Annotated in this window: 18 protein-coding genes; 10 read left to right on the top strand and 8 right to left on the bottom strand. The window is 39.6% G+C overall.

Annotated features, from left to right (window positions below; genetic code table 11):
• The first annotated feature begins 10 nt into the window (after positions 1-10).
• The 3 genes from AC5WOC_RS16055 (at position 11) to AC5WOC_RS16045 (ending at position 2,371) form a co-directional block, all read left to right on the top strand.
• Positions 11-1,465, top strand: coding sequence for a glutamate synthase subunit beta (locus AC5WOC_RS16055; RefSeq protein ID WP_496056428.1), 1,455 nt, complete (start codon positions 11-13; stop codon positions 1,463-1,465).
• Between the two features lie 81 nt (positions 1,466-1,546).
• On the top strand, positions 1,547-1,954 hold the full coding sequence (locus AC5WOC_RS16050; RefSeq protein ID WP_496056427.1) for a hypothetical protein: 408 nt from the start codon (positions 1,547-1,549) through the stop codon (positions 1,952-1,954).
• 186 nt (positions 1,955-2,140) lie between these two features.
• A complete protein-coding gene (locus tag AC5WOC_RS16045; protein ID WP_496056426.1) occupies positions 2,141-2,371 on the top strand; it encodes a hypothetical protein in 231 nt (76 codons plus the stop codon).
• A gap of 58 nt (positions 2,372-2,429) precedes the next feature.
• On the opposite strand, the gene AC5WOC_RS16040 is transcribed toward AC5WOC_RS16045, so the two are convergent.
• The gene (locus tag AC5WOC_RS16040) at positions 2,430-3,092 is read right to left on the bottom strand and encodes a phosphatase PAP2 family protein (RefSeq protein ID WP_496056425.1); all 663 of its coding nucleotides are present in this window, start codon (positions 3,090-3,092) and stop codon (positions 2,430-2,432) included.
• A 373-nt stretch (positions 3,093-3,465) separates the two neighbouring features.
• On the bottom strand, positions 3,466-4,812 hold the full coding sequence (gene mgtE / locus AC5WOC_RS16035; protein ID WP_496056424.1) for a magnesium transporter: 1,347 nt from the start codon (positions 4,810-4,812) through the stop codon (positions 3,466-3,468).
• Positions 4,813-4,956: 144 nt separating this feature from the next.
• On the opposite strand from mgtE, the gene AC5WOC_RS16030 reads away from it, so the two are divergent.
• From AC5WOC_RS16030 to AC5WOC_RS16020, 3 genes are all read left to right on the top strand, one after another.
• Positions 4,957-6,351: a SpoVR family protein gene (locus AC5WOC_RS16030; RefSeq protein WP_496056423.1), complete on the top strand. Its 1,395-nt coding sequence runs from the start codon at positions 4,957-4,959 to the stop codon at positions 6,349-6,351.
• Between the two features lie 329 nt (positions 6,352-6,680).
• Positions 6,681-7,433: a C40 family peptidase gene (locus tag AC5WOC_RS16025; RefSeq protein WP_496056422.1), complete on the top strand. Its 753-nt coding sequence runs from the start codon at positions 6,681-6,683 to the stop codon at positions 7,431-7,433.
• Positions 7,434-7,524: 91 nt separating this feature from the next.
• Positions 7,525-7,821 (top strand): hypothetical protein, encoded by a 297-nt coding sequence (locus tag AC5WOC_RS16020; RefSeq protein ID WP_496056421.1) that lies wholly within the window; start codon positions 7,525-7,527, stop codon positions 7,819-7,821.
• 85 nt (positions 7,822-7,906) lie between these two features.
• Here AC5WOC_RS16020 and AC5WOC_RS16015 read toward each other — a convergent pair whose 3' ends face one another.
• The 6 genes from AC5WOC_RS16015 to AC5WOC_RS15990 all read right to left on the bottom strand — a co-directional run bounded on the left by AC5WOC_RS16015 (position 7,907) and on the right by AC5WOC_RS15990 (position 14,193).
• Positions 7,907-8,377, bottom strand: coding sequence for a DUF2690 domain-containing protein (locus AC5WOC_RS16015; RefSeq protein ID WP_496056420.1), 471 nt, complete (start codon positions 8,375-8,377; stop codon positions 7,907-7,909).
• A gap of 175 nt (positions 8,378-8,552) precedes the next feature.
• Complete coding sequence (locus AC5WOC_RS16010; RefSeq protein ID WP_496056419.1) at positions 8,553-9,008, bottom strand: GNAT family N-acetyltransferase; 456 nt, start codon at positions 9,006-9,008, stop codon at positions 8,553-8,555.
• Complete coding sequence (locus AC5WOC_RS16005) at positions 9,005-10,297, bottom strand: YheC/YheD family endospore coat-associated protein (protein ID WP_496056418.1); 1,293 nt, start codon at positions 10,295-10,297, stop codon at positions 9,005-9,007. Before AC5WOC_RS16005 ends, AC5WOC_RS16010 begins: the two co-directional genes overlap by 4 nt.
• Before the next feature lie 13 nt (positions 10,298-10,310).
• Positions 10,311-11,675, bottom strand: a complete 1,365-nt coding sequence (locus tag AC5WOC_RS16000) for a YheC/YheD family endospore coat-associated protein (RefSeq protein ID WP_496056417.1) — start codon at positions 11,673-11,675, stop codon at positions 10,311-10,313.
• Entirely contained in the window at positions 11,675-12,796 is a 1,122-nt protein-coding gene (locus tag AC5WOC_RS15995; protein ID WP_496056416.1) for a YheC/YheD family endospore coat-associated protein, read from the bottom strand. Before AC5WOC_RS15995 ends, AC5WOC_RS16000 begins: the two co-directional genes overlap by 1 nt.
• A 2-nt stretch (positions 12,797-12,798) precedes the next feature.
• Complete coding sequence (locus tag AC5WOC_RS15990; RefSeq protein ID WP_496056415.1) at positions 12,799-14,193, bottom strand: YheC/YheD family endospore coat-associated protein; 1,395 nt, start codon at positions 14,191-14,193, stop codon at positions 12,799-12,801.
• A gap of 161 nt (positions 14,194-14,354) precedes the next feature.
• Between AC5WOC_RS15990 and AC5WOC_RS15985 the strand changes: the two genes are divergently transcribed.
• The 4 genes from AC5WOC_RS15985 to AC5WOC_RS15970 all read left to right on the top strand — a co-directional run bounded on the left by AC5WOC_RS15985 (position 14,355) and on the right by AC5WOC_RS15970 (position 16,042).
• Positions 14,355-14,687 carry a hypothetical protein gene (locus AC5WOC_RS15985; RefSeq protein WP_496056414.1) on the top strand — a complete coding sequence of 111 codons (333 nt, stop codon included), beginning with the start codon at positions 14,355-14,357 and terminating at the stop codon, positions 14,685-14,687.
• Between the two features lie 155 nt (positions 14,688-14,842).
• Positions 14,843-15,058 (top strand): hypothetical protein, encoded by a 216-nt coding sequence (locus AC5WOC_RS15980; protein WP_496056413.1) that lies wholly within the window; start codon positions 14,843-14,845, stop codon positions 15,056-15,058.
• Between the two features lie 132 nt (positions 15,059-15,190).
• Positions 15,191-15,343 carry a hypothetical protein gene (locus AC5WOC_RS15975; protein WP_496056412.1) on the top strand — a complete coding sequence of 51 codons (153 nt, stop codon included), beginning with the start codon at positions 15,191-15,193 and terminating at the stop codon, positions 15,341-15,343.
• 234 nt (positions 15,344-15,577) lie between these two features.
• Complete coding sequence (locus AC5WOC_RS15970; RefSeq protein WP_496056411.1) at positions 15,578-16,042, top strand: hypothetical protein; 465 nt, start codon at positions 15,578-15,580, stop codon at positions 16,040-16,042.
• Positions 16,043-16,058 lie beyond the last annotated feature (16 nt).

The raw sequence follows: 16,058 nt of genomic DNA, 5'->3' as shown, positions 1-16,058 counted from the left end.
AGGGATAAGATTGATTACGATAAAACGAGAAGATCCAAAAACAAAACATCCGCTTGAGAGGCAGCAAAATTGGGGAGAGTACTACCTCCCCTTAGCGGAACAAAAATTGCAAGCACAGGGAGCTAGATGTCTAGATTGTGGAACGCCGTTTTGTTCGACAGGATCATTCATAAACGATAGTTTTGGATGTCCCCTTTACAACCTTATTCCTGAGTGGAACGAACTGGTGGCAAAAGGGAAATGGAAAGAAGCTCTCAATCGTCTAATGATGACGAATAATTTTCCGGAGTTCACCGGTAGAGTTTGTCCTGCCCCTTGTGAAGGTTCATGTACGATGGCTCTACATGATTCGGCTGTTGCCATTAAAAGTTTGGAACAAGCTATTATTGACAAAGGATTTGCAGAAGGCTGGATCACGCCACAGCCGCCGAAACACCGAACAGGCAAGCAGATTGCAGTAGTCGGCTCTGGGCCTGCTGGATTAGCAGCAGCAGATCAGCTGAATAAAGCAGGACACGAAGTGACCGTGCTGGAAAAAGCAGACCGTATTGGAGGTTTGTTGATGTATGGCATTCCTAACATGAAATTGGAAAAGAACATCATCGACCGGCGTGTAAATTTGCTCAAGCAAGAGGGGATTGAGTTTGTGACTAGTGTGGAACTTGGGAAAGATGTCACACTGAAGCAATTGCAAACAGACTACGATGCAGTGATTTTATGTACTGGTGCACAGCAGCACCGCAAATTGGATGTAGCGGGTGCTTCGGCAAAAGGTGTGTATGAAGCAATGGATTATTTAACCCAATCAACCAAACATTTATTAGACCCGAGCGAAGTTTTGTCGATTTCCGCTGAAAACAAAGATGTCATCGTCATCGGTGGAGGAGATACAGGAGCGGACTGTGTAGCTACAGCGCTGCGCCAAGGATGTAAAAGTGTTGTACAGTTTGGCAAGCATCCGCAGTTGCCGCAGCAACGAACAGAAGATAACCCATGGCCGGAGTTCCCCTATGTTTTTACCGTCGATTATGCGTATGAAGAAGCAGAGGCAAAATTTAAGGAAGATCCGCGTCAATACTCGGTAATTACGAAAAAAATCGTGAGTGATGAGCGAGGATATGTCAAAGAAGTGCATACTGTGCAAGCTCACGTTATTCGTAAAAGCAATGGACAAGTATATGTACAAGAATTAGCTGGTACAGAAAAAGTGTGGAAGGCGGATTTAATATTCGTTGCCATTGGGTTTGCTGGAACAGAGGAAGGACTATTGGAGCGTAGTGGACTAGCACAGCAAAATAACTTAGTACAGGCAGAGTATGGAGACTACACGACCAACTTAGAGGGAGTTTTTGCTGCTGGAGATATGCGCCGGGGGCAGAGTTTAATCGTCTGGGCGATCCATGAAGGCAGAGAAGCCGCGCGAGAGTGTGATAAATATGTAATGGGGTCATCCCAATTGCCTTAAATGAATGTTTAATTCTGAATTTCATATGCTATAATAAAAAATGAATGCTGAGAGCCAGTATTCTAGGCGATTGGAGAGAAGATGTCCAAGAGTTACAGTCCTAACTGGGATAAGGCTATTTATGTGAAGAATCTTCCACATAACGCTGAGGTTACCAAAGCTGGTGCATTTAGCGCGGATATTCAGTTTGGGGACTACAAGATCGAGCTGATTGGACCCCAGGCTAGAGTATACAAAAAAGGAATCAAAAACCCAATTGCTGACCTTCGTACTGGGAACTATATTATCCCGGAGGGAAAAGTGGAGATTGTACTGGAGAAGATTCCCTTTGGTACTTTTACCACTAAGGAATGTAAGGCACCGGTTCCGGGTAAGAAGAATGAATACCGAGTCGAGCGCATTGAGGTGTATAACGGAAACATTTGCTGGGCAACGATCCGGCAGGGTACCTACTCGATTCCTGGTAAAGTAAAGAAGTTCCAGCGATAGGAAGAGTAGTACATTAAGTGCCTGAGTGGTTGAAAACCATTCAGGCACCCAGAAAAATTGATTAGTATTTTATTTGTATAGACAAAAGCCTCTTATTACAAGGGGCTTTTTTATTATCAGCCCATTTTATCTTCTTTTTCGATATAATAAAAGGGTACACAACTGTATATTTCCCGAGGAGTCCATATGGCTACATACACTTTTAAATTTGGCAAGAAGAGTGTCATTGTCGACAACCTTCCACCAGATTTTAAAAAAGTTGTTCATAATGAAGTCATTGCTTTTGATAGCTATAAAATTGTCGCTGATCATGTTCGAGTAGAAGTAAAACGAAATAATATCCCTGTAGCGATTCTCTTTTGGGAAGGTGTATACCAAGTGGGAGATACGAAGGTAACCATTACATTTAAGAAGTAAGCGATAAGCTTAACTGGAGCAAAAATAAAAAAATGCTCCAGTTAAGTCCAAATCCCATTTAATGTTTCTGCTGTCTTCGTTCTTTCACAAAACGAAGACCTAGTAAACAAATAGTCAGCCAGGCCCCTCCAGCAGCATAACCAGCGATAACATCACTTGGATAATGCACTCCTAAGTAAATACGGCTGATACCGATAAGTAAAATGAAAATCGATGTTCCAATAAATAAATAAATTTTCACTTTTTTGTTGTTTATAAGCGTACATAAGAGTACGTACAGCATTCCATAAAATACAAAAGCCCCCATCGAGTGCCCGCTAGGAAAACTATAACCTGTCTCTTGTATTAATCGATCAAGGGTTGGCCGTTCTCGCTGAAAAATCCATTTCAGCAGCAGATTAAAAATTCCTCCGCCAGCTAAAGCAAGGAAGAGAAATATCGCTTCCCATCTTTTTTTTATGGAAAAGAAGAAAACACAAGAAATGAGAAGTAACAGGGAGAGTGCTTCGATGGAGCCAAAAAAGGTGAAAAATTTCATCAATGGAGTGAGGGATGGGCGGAACAGATGAAAAAAATCGATGATAATGTGATCAAATAAATATAATTCGTTTTCCCATAATTCATCTGTAACTTCAGCAAATACAGTAATAAATAGGATTAACATGCCGATTGATAACAGTGTATATTTTTTTAATGACAGGGAGAGAAGGGTGGTTTTCATTTTGTTCTGCTCCTTAAAATAGTAGAACATTGATAGAAATAGGTTCCAATAATTATATGACATGAACTGGGGTTATTATGTATAGGTGGGGCGCCCCAAACCGTAGGTCTGGGGCGTTTGTACTACTTCTTATCCATTTGATTCGAACGAGTAACCCATGAACTGTTTCCCCGAGTCTTATACGCGGCAATCCGTGCTGATTAGCATATTTCCGCTGCATAACCGCATGAATGGCGGAAGTTGCAGCATAGGCAACACCTGCTGCAATCAGGGTATTCTGCTGAATCTTGGATTTCATTTTTTTCCTATCTGTTAAGATAGAGTACATTGCCTCTATTATATAGACCATGCTGAAAAATGGTAACTATTATTTTCATACATGTAATAGTAACTGAGCAATGGAAAAATAAATGATCAATCCTGTACCATCCACCAAAGTTGAAATAAGGGGTCCAGAGACAACTGCAGGATCGATTTTTAACCGGTGCAATAACAATGGTAAAAATGCAGATACCAGCGAGGCCCATAAAACAATAACTAAAGCAGAAAGTGCCACTACATAACCAATCTTTATTTCGACGTGAAGAAGCAGTGCGCGGATATAGGCGACAATTCCTAATGAAACACCAAGTAATATTCCAGTGAGCAGTTCTTTACGAATGACTCGAAAGACATCTTTGAAAACAACTTCGCCTACACCTAATGCTCTAACCAGTGTACTGACGATTTGTGATCCTGTATTCCCTCCTGTACCGATCAATAAAGGAATAAAAAAGGATAATGCCACAACTTGATTTACTGCGTTTTGGTAATGGGCAAGTACATTAGAAGTATATGCGCCGCCGATAAATAAAACCAAGAGCCAAATAATTCGTTTTCCAAAGAGTTGAAAGCTGCTCGTTTTAAAGTACACATCCTCTAAAGGCTGGCTACCGCCTAACTTTTGGAAGTCTTCTGTTGCTTCTTCTTGAATAACATCAAATACATCGTCTACTGTGATAATACCTACTAACCTTCGCTCATGGTTAATTACCGGAAGTGCAATCAAGTCATATCGCGATAAGATAATAGCGGCCTCTTCTTGTTCCATCTCAGCAGGTACTGTGACGATATCTTCCGTAATGATATTTTCTAATCGTGTATCAGGTGAAGCAAAAATTAATTCTTTTAAAGAAACAACGCCTACTAAAATTCCGCGCGTATCTGTTACATAAATATAGGAAACGAGCTCTGCCTCATGACCAACTTTTCGAATATGCTGTAATGTCTGATCACTATCCCAATAGGTTCTTGCAGCAATGAAGTCTACTGTCATCAAACTTCCAGCAGTATCTTCTGGATAAGTCATCAATTGATTTATCTTTTTTCGGTAATCAACTGGCAATAAATCTAATAATCGTTCGGCTTGGAGTGGATGAATCGCTAAAAGCATATCAACAACCGTATCGCTTGACATTTGTTTAAATAGAGGTTTTGAAAAGGAAATAGGAAGATGCTGCAAAATGCGATATTGTAATTCTGGTTCTAAGTATTCAAGTGTTTGCGCAGCTAACGGAATCGGGATAAGTGGGAGTAAGGTGATTTGTTCCTCGTGTTCTAGCCCTTTTATTACTTCGGAAATGTCATAAGGTCGCAACGAGGAAATAATGTCATATACATCTGTAGTAGCCTCCAGCAAACTTACTCGTACCTGATCTTGTAAAAGGGAATAATCCAACACATTTTCCTCCTTTTGAAGTCCGTCGCACTTAGTATGTACTTCTTATGCTATTGGTATAAAAAATAAGGAATTAACGCGATGGATGTTTACTATTGGAGGATGGAAGGGAATAGAATGGTATAACTAGTGAAGGGGTGAGTCTTGTTGGATGAGCAAAAAGCTTTGGAACAAGCGATCGCAGAAATAACAGAGATTGCAACTCACTTTGGTCTTGATTTTTATCCGATGCGCTATGAGATTTGCCCAGCAGATATTATTTATACATTTGGTGCTTACGGTATGCCGACTCGTTTTTCACATTGGAGTTTTGGAAAAGCATTTCACAAAATGAAACTCTCTTATGATTTTAATTTAAGCAAAATTTACGAGCTGGTGATCAATTCCAACCCTTGTTACGCTTTTTTATTAAAAGGAAATAGTCTTATTCAAAATAAATTGATTGTCGCACACGTATTGGCGCACTGCGATTTCTTTAAAAATAATGTGCGATTTTCCAATACTTCACGAGATATGGTTGAGAGTATGTCAGCGAGTGCGGAACGTATTCGTGAATATGAATTGCAATATGGGAAAGATGAAGTGGAAGCATTTTTAGATCATGTTCTTGCAATTCAAGAACATATTAATCCGAGTTTGTTGCATCCAAGGCGCTCAAAGGCACCTTCATCTCCTTCTCCACAAAAATCTTCTCCTTATGATGATTTATGGAAACTAGACGGACAACAGGAAGTAAGCAAACCTGCCAGTGATGTTCACCGGTTTCCAAAACAGCCTGAAAAAGATATATTGCTATTTCTGATGAATCACAGCAAAATTCTCCAAGACTGGCATCAAGATATACTCACTATTTTACGTGAAGAAATGCTCTATTTTTGGCCTCAATTGGAAACGAAGATTATGAATGAAGGCTGGGCTTCTTATTGGCATATTCGTATTATGCGCGAACTGGATTTAACAGAAGCAGAAACCATTGAATTTGCAAAATTAAATTCATCTGTTCTCCAACCCTCTACAACCTCCATCAATCCTTATTATTTGGGTTTGAAAATGTTAGAAGACATTGAGCGTCGATGGGATAATCCATCGAAAGAAGAGCAAGAAAGATTAGGAAGAAAACCGGGGAGAGGCAGAGAAAAATTATTCGAAGTCCGGGAGTTAGACTCAGATATTTCTTTCATTCGCAACTATTTGACCCGAGATCTAGTAGATAAGTTAGATATGTATGTTTTCCAGAAACAAGGCAACGATTGGAAAGTTTCTGATAAAGAATGGGAGAATGTCCGAGATCAATTGGTAACAAGTAGAGTGAATGGCGGACACCCAGTGATACTCGTAAAAGATGGAGACTACTCTCGCAATGGAGAACTATATTTGCAACACATGTACGAAGATATGGAATTGGATGTGAAATATTTAGAAAAAACACTGCCTCATATTTATCAATTATGGGGCAGGAATGTCCATTTGCAGACAGTGATCGATAAACGAGAAGTTGTTTTTAGTTATAATGGAAAAAAATGCGCACGAAGGTTTTTGTAATAGTAAGTTGCCCCTCTTTTCGATTGAAGAGAGGGGCTTTTCTTATGCGCTTATCTAACAGGACGGTCATCCTGCTTATCTCCGTCAGGATGCTGACTGCATCCATCAACACAAGGTTGAAGATATCTTTCTTTTTAACTCCTGAATGGGATTCATCTGCCCCCTTTTTTTGATTATATTCTTCCATGAAAGTTTGTTCTAAATACCCTAAAATAAGATATTCATTCATAAAAGAAATGAATTTACATATTTTGCATAAAATTTTAGTGCGCCTATATGTTACAATATAAGTAACTTCCGGAAGAAAAAGTATTTCTAAGGAGGATTTGATGCTAAATCAAAAAAATATCAAAATAGGTGTTGTAACAATAGCCGCTGTAGCTTTTTCCGCATTTGCATTTCCATTTGTACAGAGTAATGCTGCTGCAAATACTTCAAGTACGATGAGTACTGTAAATGAGATGTACTATAATATCTCAGGCAAACAATCTCCCACATCCAAAAATTACAGTTCTAGTTCCAATACAAGCGGTTCTAGTACTGGTTCATCTAATACAGGTTCAGGCAATACTGGTTCTAGTAACACAGGTTCTGCTAACACAGGTTCAGGCAATACTGGTTCTAGTAACACAGGTTCTGCTAACACAGGTTCTGCTAATACAGGATCTACTAATACAGGGTCTACAGATCAATCAAGTAATGCTCTAGCTGACAAGATTATCGCGACTGGGGAAAAATACCTAGGCACTCCTTACCAATATGGGGCTGCATCTGGTCAGACGAAGACTTTTGATTGTTCTTCCTTTACTCAGTATGTGTTTAAGCAAAATGGTATTTCCTTGCTCCGCAGCTCTCGTCAACAATACACCCAAGGTACTAGTGTAGCACGTGACCAAATTAAAAAAGGTGATCTATTATTCTTTACAACCTCCGGTTCTGGCGGGAAAATTGGACACGTTGGTATTTATGCCGGGAATAATCAAATTCTCCACACTTGGGGTTCCAAAGGTGTTCAATATGAAAGTTTAGACCATGCATGGTTGAAACAAGGTTATGTGGGAGCAAAACGAGTTATTAAATAATTGGAAGATTTGTATCCGTGAAACATTTCACGGATTTTTTTGTTATAATTAGATATGTAATGGCTCTCTTTCTTAGTAAGGAAGGTTACCAATGGGCTATACACAGATAGATGCATTGAATAGTAGGGTCGACAGTACAAAACTCCGCTATACACCAGGCGTAGTGTATTATGACCGAACACAAAATAACTTTCGAACTATCGTTGCCATTTTCCATGACAATCTAAAAGAAGAGTACTACATTTTTGTGAATCTACGAAACGGGAATATTATCCAAATTCCAAAGAGTGGTCTTTGTAAAGATGATCCGAAGAAAATCGGAATTTGGGATAAAAAAGTTCGTACTGGTCAGCTCCCGATTCATCGAGAGGGAGTACATCTGAAGTAGCAAACGACCAAAAAGACCGGCTGTGTTTTACACAGCCGGTCAAATATTTTTACTACTATAATAAATAGTGCAGCCTTCTTTTTTTCTAATACCATCCTGTTTTGGCTTGAAAACTAGTTCCAGCAAAGGAAGCTTTGGCACGTGCTTTATTAGGATTTCTATCCCAAATTTGAGGTGTGTAACAAGAAGTTTGTCCTTTTTGAACCGCTTTGTTTCCACCAAAGGAATTACAAGTCAGGTAGTATCCACTTTTATACCGCTCAATATATGCATTTGCATAGTTGTTTTTTGGCGCAGGTGAATAAAATTTAAGAAATGCCCAAGCGGTGTGACATCCTGCACTTCCTCTTAACTGAATATATCCAATCGTTTTTCCGCTGCGGACAATATAAGTCGTAGCATAAATAATCGGCTTTTTATTTGCACATCCAGTGGAATATGGATTTGTTCCATCATACGACAAAGCACTCACTTGGTTAGAATCGATAACAGAAGTAGAAGCAAATATTATTAATGCAATCGTGAATGAACTGACACCATACCAAAACTTTTGCATCTGTTTTCATCTCTCCCTAATTTATTCACTTCTATGGATCTTAAATTATATTAGAAAATAGTATAAAAAAACAGACTGTTTGCACTAATTCATTTGCGTTTTGGCGAACGAATAACAAGCATGAGATTTTCCGTTAAGTGAATAAAAAAAGCATCATTCTAAAGAATGTGCTTTTTTACACTATATCTTTTGGATCGTAGTTGCCGCCGCCTAACCATAAAGTCGGCTTTCCTGTGGGACCTTTGAACAAATGAAATGCGGTCAGGCCGCACCGGAAACATAGTTTTAAACTGGGGACATTATCACATGCGACTTTTGTATATACTTTGCCTAATCTCTTTACTGCCTCCAATAGCAATTCTTCCCCTACTCCCTGCTTGCGAAATTGAGGATGTACTGCTGTTATCGCTTCCTCAATTCCGTAATGACTGAATATCATCACTCCAGCCAATTTTTTCTCTTCTAAAGCAACTAATGCAATCGAACCAGGAGAATGATCACTTGTAGTTATATTGGACAACCAGCGTAGTGCTCGATGTGTAATTCTTCCTTCTCCGTTTTTCTTTAAAAACAAGATGATTTTCTGGCGGTGTGGCATAATGTTGGGTAATGTAAATGCTGTTATTTTCATACCGATCTGACCTCTTGATTGCGTACAAAACCAGATTGTTGAAGAGCATATTGTATGATTCTTTGCAAAGAACGAGTTCGAATGTTTGGTTCGTCAAATTTTTGCGGCTTTGCATTGGCTTCAAAAAACCATAGATTTCCTGATTTATCGATTCCGATATCCATCGACATTTCTCCATAATTCCCATTCATGTTTGCTTCAATTTCTTTGGCAAATTTTAATCCGAGCTGTGTGAGGCGATTCTCTATTTTTTCATGTAATTGTGGAAATGAAGCCGTGATAACCCTATGAAAACTTTCGATTCTTCCTCCCATCGGTACATGTGTAGAGATGGCCTTTTTTCCGGCAATTCTTACACCAATTCCAGTGACTTTCCACTGTGCAGTATGATCCTTTTGTACAAGCATGCGAATATCAAAAGGACTTCCTTGGTATGTTGCAAGCGGGATGGCTTGTTGCAATATATACGGGCGATTTTGTATGCGTTTTCGTATTTGATGGTACGCTTCGGATAATCTGCTCAACTGGATTTTTTGTTTTTGTTTTTTCGTTTGGTAATGAAATGTATAAGGGCCATCTCCCTCTATTTTCATCATTCCAATTCCGGCTTTTCCATCGATTGGTTTTAAAATTAATGAAGCATGTCTTTTTGCCATTTGATAAAACGTTGCATAGTCGGTAAATTTTGCTGTAGCAGGTAGATTCGTTTTGCAGTCTGTAGAAGATAAGCTATGAAATAGGGACCATTTGTTGAAAAACTGGGGATTAAACATTGGTATGCGTTTCTGTTTAAGGTATTCTATTGCTCGAACGACAGGAATTGATCTCTCATCGCTGCGGTAAGGAACACGATTGTAGATAACATTTGGCAATGGCAATACGGTTTTCCGAAAAACAGGTTTTGGCTTTGATTGCTGTAATAAATATCCGATTACAAAAGGTTTATCGTGCGAAATGCCTTGTGGTGTTAAAACATAGATTGTTACACCCATTCTTCTTCCCATTTGGATCAAATCTGCAAAGTTTTGATAATTTCCTGAAAATGGCTTTCTGCCTTCACTAGTTAGAATAGCGATAAATGGTTTTAGTTGTGCACTTGTTTTTTTTATATGCACAGGTAGCTTATCGGATTGTGACATCGACTGAAATTGACTTTCAGCATGCAGACTATTTCCAATCGTTTCATTGGTTGATTGACCATTTCTTTTTTCGGTAGTACTAGAATTAGGAAAGAAGAGGAGAGGAGAAGATGATGATTCAAATTCAAACGAATCGTTTGTAGTTGTCATTTCCTCTCCTCCTTTAAACGAATTGTGCTAAATGCATACTGTATTCGGTTATGCATTTTGCCGAGCGCCATCCGGCATCTCGTAATGTTGGGTGATCAAATATATGCCTTCCTGGTTTTGCATTGCATTCAAATAACCAGATGCGGTGATCCTGGTCGATTCCCATATCCATTCCTATTTCTCCGAGCGGTCCATCTGCTTTTTCTTCTAGCACTTCAGCAATTTTAATTGCGGTTTCCTCTAATTGATCTAACATAGATTGGGATTTTTCTTTAAAGTTTCTATCGAATAATTGCTGTGTTGATAAAAGCGTTCCTCCTGTGCGGACATGTGTTGTAACGGAACCAGCACCTGCTAATTTTGTGCCAATACCAATTACTTTCCAATTATCTGTACTGTCTTTGTGCAAGTGTACACGGAAATCAACAGGTCTGTTTTGTACACGGATTAACCGAATTCCTTGTTGCGCTAAATACCCCTTAAATCGTTGACCGTTTTTACGAAAATAGTGTGATAAAAGAGATTCTAATGTAGTGAACCGATGGAGAACATTTCGTTCCCCTCCATGAAAACGACAATAATACCCCTTTTGAGGTTGATGCGATATACGGAATATACCTAGCCCAAGACTGCCTTTGATTGGTTTTAAATACACTATTTCATAAGTATCTAACATGTTTTGAAGTGATTGAACCGATGGAGAAAGGATAGTTTCTGGAATGTATTTGCGTGTATGATCTTCTTGGAACAGCCATTCATGAACAGACCATTTGTTGAAAAAACCTTGATTAAAAATTTGGCATTTGGTGAGGGATTTTAAACGAGAGATACAATTTTGAACATGTGCCATGTTTTCCGATTTTCTATTTGGTACTCGCTCATAAATAACGTCAGGAAGCGGGGAAATGTGTTTCATCCATTTTCCTGAGCGATAATACCATCCAGTAACTACTCGATTTTGCCAATCGATCATTTCAGGAGTAAATACATAGATGATCGGTTTTTCCGATTCCCCCGCCTGAATGAAGCTGCGAAATAATGATGATCTACCCCCGAAAGGATTAGCAGCATTTGCTTGATGACCGGTAGTCAATATACCGATAACAGGACCAAATTTTATCGTTTGTTCTTGAACGACAGCTCGCATTTTTCCACTGAAAGGTAGAGCTAAAAGCCGAGCGATCGAAGGGGAGAAAATCACTTTCGATTCTGTTAATTTTGTAGTTATTACTCGTGCTATAACCGATTTATTGCCAATTTCTACTTTAATGGATTGACCATTGTGAAAGCCGAATTGATCGCATAATGATAGTGGCAATAAGATCGCTCTAGCAGGAGTAGTATATGACAGCTGCGTTTGGCATATGAATGAATTCATCAAAATCCTCCTACTTTCTGGGAAAGCAGAGCTTTAGCATATTGGACAGGAAGTTCCATCGAACGTTTCCTAGTCTCGATCTCGCCCGTTCGCAGGAAAACGGAGCGTCCTGGTTTGGAATTTATTTCAATAATCCAAACATGTGCATTTTGATCTATCCCTACATCTAAACCAAGTTCTACTAATTTTCCGTGGTGTTTTTCAATGTGGACTGGGATAATCTCAGCTAATTTTTTGATTTGCTGTTTTATTATTTCTATTTGATCAGACTGAAAATGTTTTGCTAAAAACGGAGAAAGTTTCAGAGCATTACCGCCCCCGTGTAAATTGGAAGTGATACTTTTACTCTTCCCAACGCGAATCGCTTTGCCTGTAGTTTCCCATTGTAGTTCTCCATTTTTTTGTACCAGAATACGCAAATCAAATGGCAGTTCGTCTTTGGTATACAGAGATAAAAAAGGCTGCACAAGATACCTTGTATTTTGGATAAAAGATTTAACCCAAAGCATGAGATGGCTTTGACTCATAATTGTTTTTTCAAATGGTAAATTGTGTTTTGTTCGTCCTTTTACATAAAACCAATTATTTTTCTTTTCAATGGAAACTACTCCTATTCCGTGACTTCCACCATTTGGTTTGATGCAAATTCGGTTATATTTTTTTAGCATTGTTTGGATTATATTGTGGTCACTAATGAGATGTGTTTCTGGTAGAAATGGTTTTAAATCATCACTGGTTTCTAACATGCGATATGTCTGAATTTTGCCGCCTAAAGCTCTCCCGAGAAATTGGACATGTTTATCATGATGAATTCGCAGGATGTGTGGGCGATAGGATTGAAAATGTAAGGCGTCGGTATAATAGCAGCGATCATAAATAACCAAAGGAAGTTTGCGGACACCGAAATTCCACTTGTTCTGTTCGAGATACCAACCTAGAGTAGTTCTTTTTGTCCAATTAATTTGTTTGGGATTAAAAATCAGCACTTCTAGTTGGTGTTCTTGCGCTATTTTTGCTAGTTGAAAGAAATAAAGCGCTTCAGAAAAAGGAGGAATTTTTTGCGTATTATTTGGTATGCAGACAATGACACCAAGAGTCCGAAGATTGGAAGCGGATTTCATCGTCATTTCCTCCTCACTGAAGGTGTGTTTGGTGTAATTCCTGCTAAATAATGGACATAATCAAATAATTTACTAACAGAAGGTCGTATTTTTGTACCTTGATTTAAAACGGAATCGTCTGTTTTGGATGGTTTGGAGTTTATTTCTAATAACCATATTCGCCCTTTGGTATCAAGTGCAAGGTCAATTCCTAATTCTGCAAAATGACCATTTGCATGTTTTTCAAATGAATTGGCTATGTTTATCGCCAAGTTACGGAAGTCGCTGCTAACTGGTTTTTTGTTTAGTTGTGTTAGTTCTGCCAATAGATCATGAACTTTGCGCAGTGTTCCACCTCGAGCTAGGTTGGAAACGATTTGTCTGTCATTGGCAATACGAGCGACAGCGGATGTGACAGACCATTTTCCTTCTCTGTCTTTTTGCACCAGAACACGGAAGTCAACAGGTCTTTTATCGTACGTAACAAGTGATAATCCCTGTTGTATTAAATATGGTTGCTTGCCTATTTTATTGGTCAGTATTTTTCCTAATTGTATAAAAGATGCGGTGGTGCGTGAGATCGTTCCATTTGGACTCGCATACTGGTATAGATACGATTGATGTATTTTAGTGAGACGAATGATACCTCCACCAAGGCTGCCATTAGTAGGTTTTAAAAATATACAATGATTTTTTTTGAGAATATCTCTTACTTTTCTTAATTGATAACGTGTTGTTTGTGGAAGGATGCTAGCAATGGATTCGTCTTTTTGCAAAATTTCATGCACTTGCCACTTATCGAGGAAACGTTCGTTAAACATTGGAATCTGGTGATGATTAATCAATTTGTCTATTTTCTTCTGAACGTTTTTTAATTCTTCAATACGACGAGATGTGATCCGATTATAAATGATGTCTGGATAAGGCATACGGGAAAAAATCCACTTGCCTTTTTCGCGGATCCAACCGAGAATTTGTCTCTTTTCTAAATAAATATGCTGTGGTTGAAAGACGGCAACTGCAGTCCCTTTCGTATTTCCTGTCAGTACACACTCATCCAAAAATTTTGTTAAGGGTCCCAGTACCCCTTCTTGTTTGATAGAAGGAATTGCATCGATCAAAATTCCAAACAATGGTCCAAACTTTAAGGACATTGCTTTTTCGTCATACTGAGCATAAATAGATGACTGTGCACGCAAGTGCAATTTTTTTGCTAAATTTTCATGAATTCGTACCAAGTTACCAGAATGGTTACTAAGAGCAAGATAACCTGTATCAGCTGCACTGCCAAAGGTTACCCAAAAAGGCTGACCTTTGATGCCAAGGGCTAGGGCCACTGAGCGACTCATGATGATATTGGTGTTATTCGAAAATTGATGCTCCGGAACGATTTGTAACTGTACCTTTTGTAGCCCCATAAATATCCCCTTCCCAAGCGGTAACTACTGTATGGTATGTAGGCAAGTATCAAGGGGTGCGTAAAACGGGCTTTTTCTCATTTGAAAGTAGATTTATGCAAAAAATAAATTTATAATAATGAGGAATAGAAATCCTATTCTTTTCGAGTATGGAGATTCTCATGGCTGTGAATAACAAGAGTCAGGCCCTCAAGAAGCTGGACGAGCTGATCGCAGGAGCCAGCAAGGAAGCCCGTGAGGAGGCTAATGCGAGCAGGCGTGAGGTTCAGAACGAGATTCGCTCAAAGAGGCTTGTGAATAACAAGCCGAAGGAAAAGACCTCGCGTTTCCTGCGCGGTATCCAGGCTGTTACTGCTGGTGCGTATACGACACAGCTGAAGAATGCCCAGAAGTGGATCAACGCTGGCCAGTGGTCTAAGGCGAAGGATGCCCTTCAGGGTCACAAGAGCAACCAGGGCGTCCAGGAGGTTCTTGCTTGGCTCGATAAGCAGTAATAATTTTACAGTGTGAGGATCTTGACCGTGTATCTGGTTTGCTGGATACACGGTCAAGTCATGTAATCACTCAAAAAAAGAAAACTTATCTTTTTATTTTCCTTTATAATAGATATAGATGGATCGTCCATCCCTTCGAAAATCTGGAGGAACATATGCCCTCAACCATTTCTACTCATGACGAAGCGATCAATAAGCTGAAAGAGATTCGTGATAGTTTGGGACGGCTTCATGTCGTTCAGAAGTCTGTCATCGGTGATGCGATCAAGAGTCTGGAGAATAACCAGCCTCGAGTTGCGAGAGAACAGCTCAAATCGCTGCCGAATGCAAAGAAGATTGCTGGGATTTCTGAGGTGATTGCTTACCTTTAGCCTTAGAGATGATTGAGGGTAGGACCGAATTTTTCCTTTGGAAATTTCGGTCCTGTCCATTTGAAACGATAGAAGAAGAAAAATAATGTAGAATAATAAATGTCTCATCGTTTTTCAGCTCAAGGAGCAGACATGACGAATAAACCAAAAAAGGATCCCATACGCGAATGGCTGCGATTATTAGAAGCAGATGCAGATCTCGATGGAGATGAAGAGCGAGCAGAACAGATGAACACTGCTGTCCAAGCGCTTGATCGAGATCGCGAAGAAAGGGAACGGAGCTGAAAAAAAGGAGGAGCTGCTACTGAGTAGTCCTTCCAATGTTTATGAAGAAAATTATTTAATCTCATTAAATTAATATGGTAAATTTTAAAAATAAAGGATTATGCTCGAATGTTTGTAATGATTGTGGTATGCTTGCCCTAGTTAAGTTAGAACGTGAAGGAGCGTTCGTGTTATTATCCTATGCTGTCCCAATAGGCAGGATAAGACTTTTTTAGCAAGTGCAATGGAGGCACGATGAACAACTATTCTTCCTACACGCCGATAGCCGGTCAGCTCACGTATCGGGATGAAGCGATTCGGTTTGCGATTTGGGCACTCAGGCTGTTTCGGTATGAGGAGAATACTCGACGTTGCAACGAGATCATCTCTTCTGTCCTGAGCGGTCAGCCTAACCGAGCGTGGTTTGAAGCTCGGGAGCTCCCTGGTCATCGCACTAGTGAGAAGATGGAAGTCCGCATCCGTCGCCTCCTGAACAAGACTCCTGAATTCATCCAGATGATCGACAGTGAAACGCTGGAAATCGCCCGTTGGTTTGCACGGATTCAACTCGATGAGAAGCAGAGTGATATTCGCGATGAAATACTCATCCTGCTGCTCAATAAGCAGATCGAGTGGGTGGATTTTAAGCTCGCTGATCTGGATTGCCCGGTGATACGAGACAAAATGAGGGGTTATCTTCGAACTCTTCTCGTTTCGTAGCATCACCATCGGCTGG

Source organism: Shimazuella sp. NTD247 (assembly GCF_059510415.1).
The sequence above is the reverse complement of the archived record's forward strand: the minus strand, read 5'-3'. Positions and strand labels throughout refer to the sequence as shown.

Excerpts from the sequence above, each read along its gene's own strand:
- AC5WOC_RS16050 (WP_496056427.1), top strand. The coding sequence starts at position 1,547 with ATGTCCAAGAGTTACAGTCCTAACTGGGATAAGGCTATTTATGTGAAG.
- AC5WOC_RS16045 (WP_496056426.1), top strand. The coding sequence starts at position 2,141 with ATGGCTACATACACTTTTAAATTTGGCAAGAAGAGTGTCATTGTCGAC.
- AC5WOC_RS16040 (WP_496056425.1), bottom strand. The coding sequence starts at position 3,092 with ATGAAAACCACCCTTCTCTCCCTGTCATTAAAAAAATATACACTGTTA.
- AC5WOC_RS16025 (WP_496056422.1), top strand. The coding sequence starts at position 6,681 with ATGCTAAATCAAAAAAATATCAAAATAGGTGTTGTAACAATAGCCGCT.
- AC5WOC_RS16020 (WP_496056421.1), top strand. The coding sequence starts at position 7,525 with ATGGGCTATACACAGATAGATGCATTGAATAGTAGGGTCGACAGTACA.
- AC5WOC_RS16015 (WP_496056420.1), bottom strand. The coding sequence starts at position 8,377 with ATGCAAAAGTTTTGGTATGGTGTCAGTTCATTCACGATTGCATTAATA.
- AC5WOC_RS16010 (WP_496056419.1), bottom strand. The coding sequence starts at position 9,008 with ATGAAAATAACAGCATTTACATTACCCAACATTATGCCACACCGCCAG.
- AC5WOC_RS16005 (WP_496056418.1), bottom strand. The coding sequence starts at position 10,297 with ATGACAACTACAAACGATTCGTTTGAATTTGAATCATCATCTTCTCCT.
- AC5WOC_RS16000 (WP_496056417.1), bottom strand. The coding sequence starts at position 11,675 with ATGAATTCATTCATATGCCAAACGCAGCTGTCATATACTACTCCTGCT.
- AC5WOC_RS15995 (WP_496056416.1), bottom strand. The coding sequence starts at position 12,796 with ATGAAATCCGCTTCCAATCTTCGGACTCTTGGTGTCATTGTCTGCATA.
- AC5WOC_RS15990 (WP_496056415.1), bottom strand. The coding sequence starts at position 14,193 with ATGGGGCTACAAAAGGTACAGTTACAAATCGTTCCGGAGCATCAATTT.
- AC5WOC_RS15985 (WP_496056414.1), top strand. The coding sequence starts at position 14,355 with ATGGCTGTGAATAACAAGAGTCAGGCCCTCAAGAAGCTGGACGAGCTG.
- AC5WOC_RS15980 (WP_496056413.1), top strand. The coding sequence starts at position 14,843 with ATGCCCTCAACCATTTCTACTCATGACGAAGCGATCAATAAGCTGAAA.
- AC5WOC_RS15975 (WP_496056412.1), top strand. The coding sequence starts at position 15,191 with ATGACGAATAAACCAAAAAAGGATCCCATACGCGAATGGCTGCGATTA.
- AC5WOC_RS15970 (WP_496056411.1), top strand. The coding sequence starts at position 15,578 with ATGAACAACTATTCTTCCTACACGCCGATAGCCGGTCAGCTCACGTAT.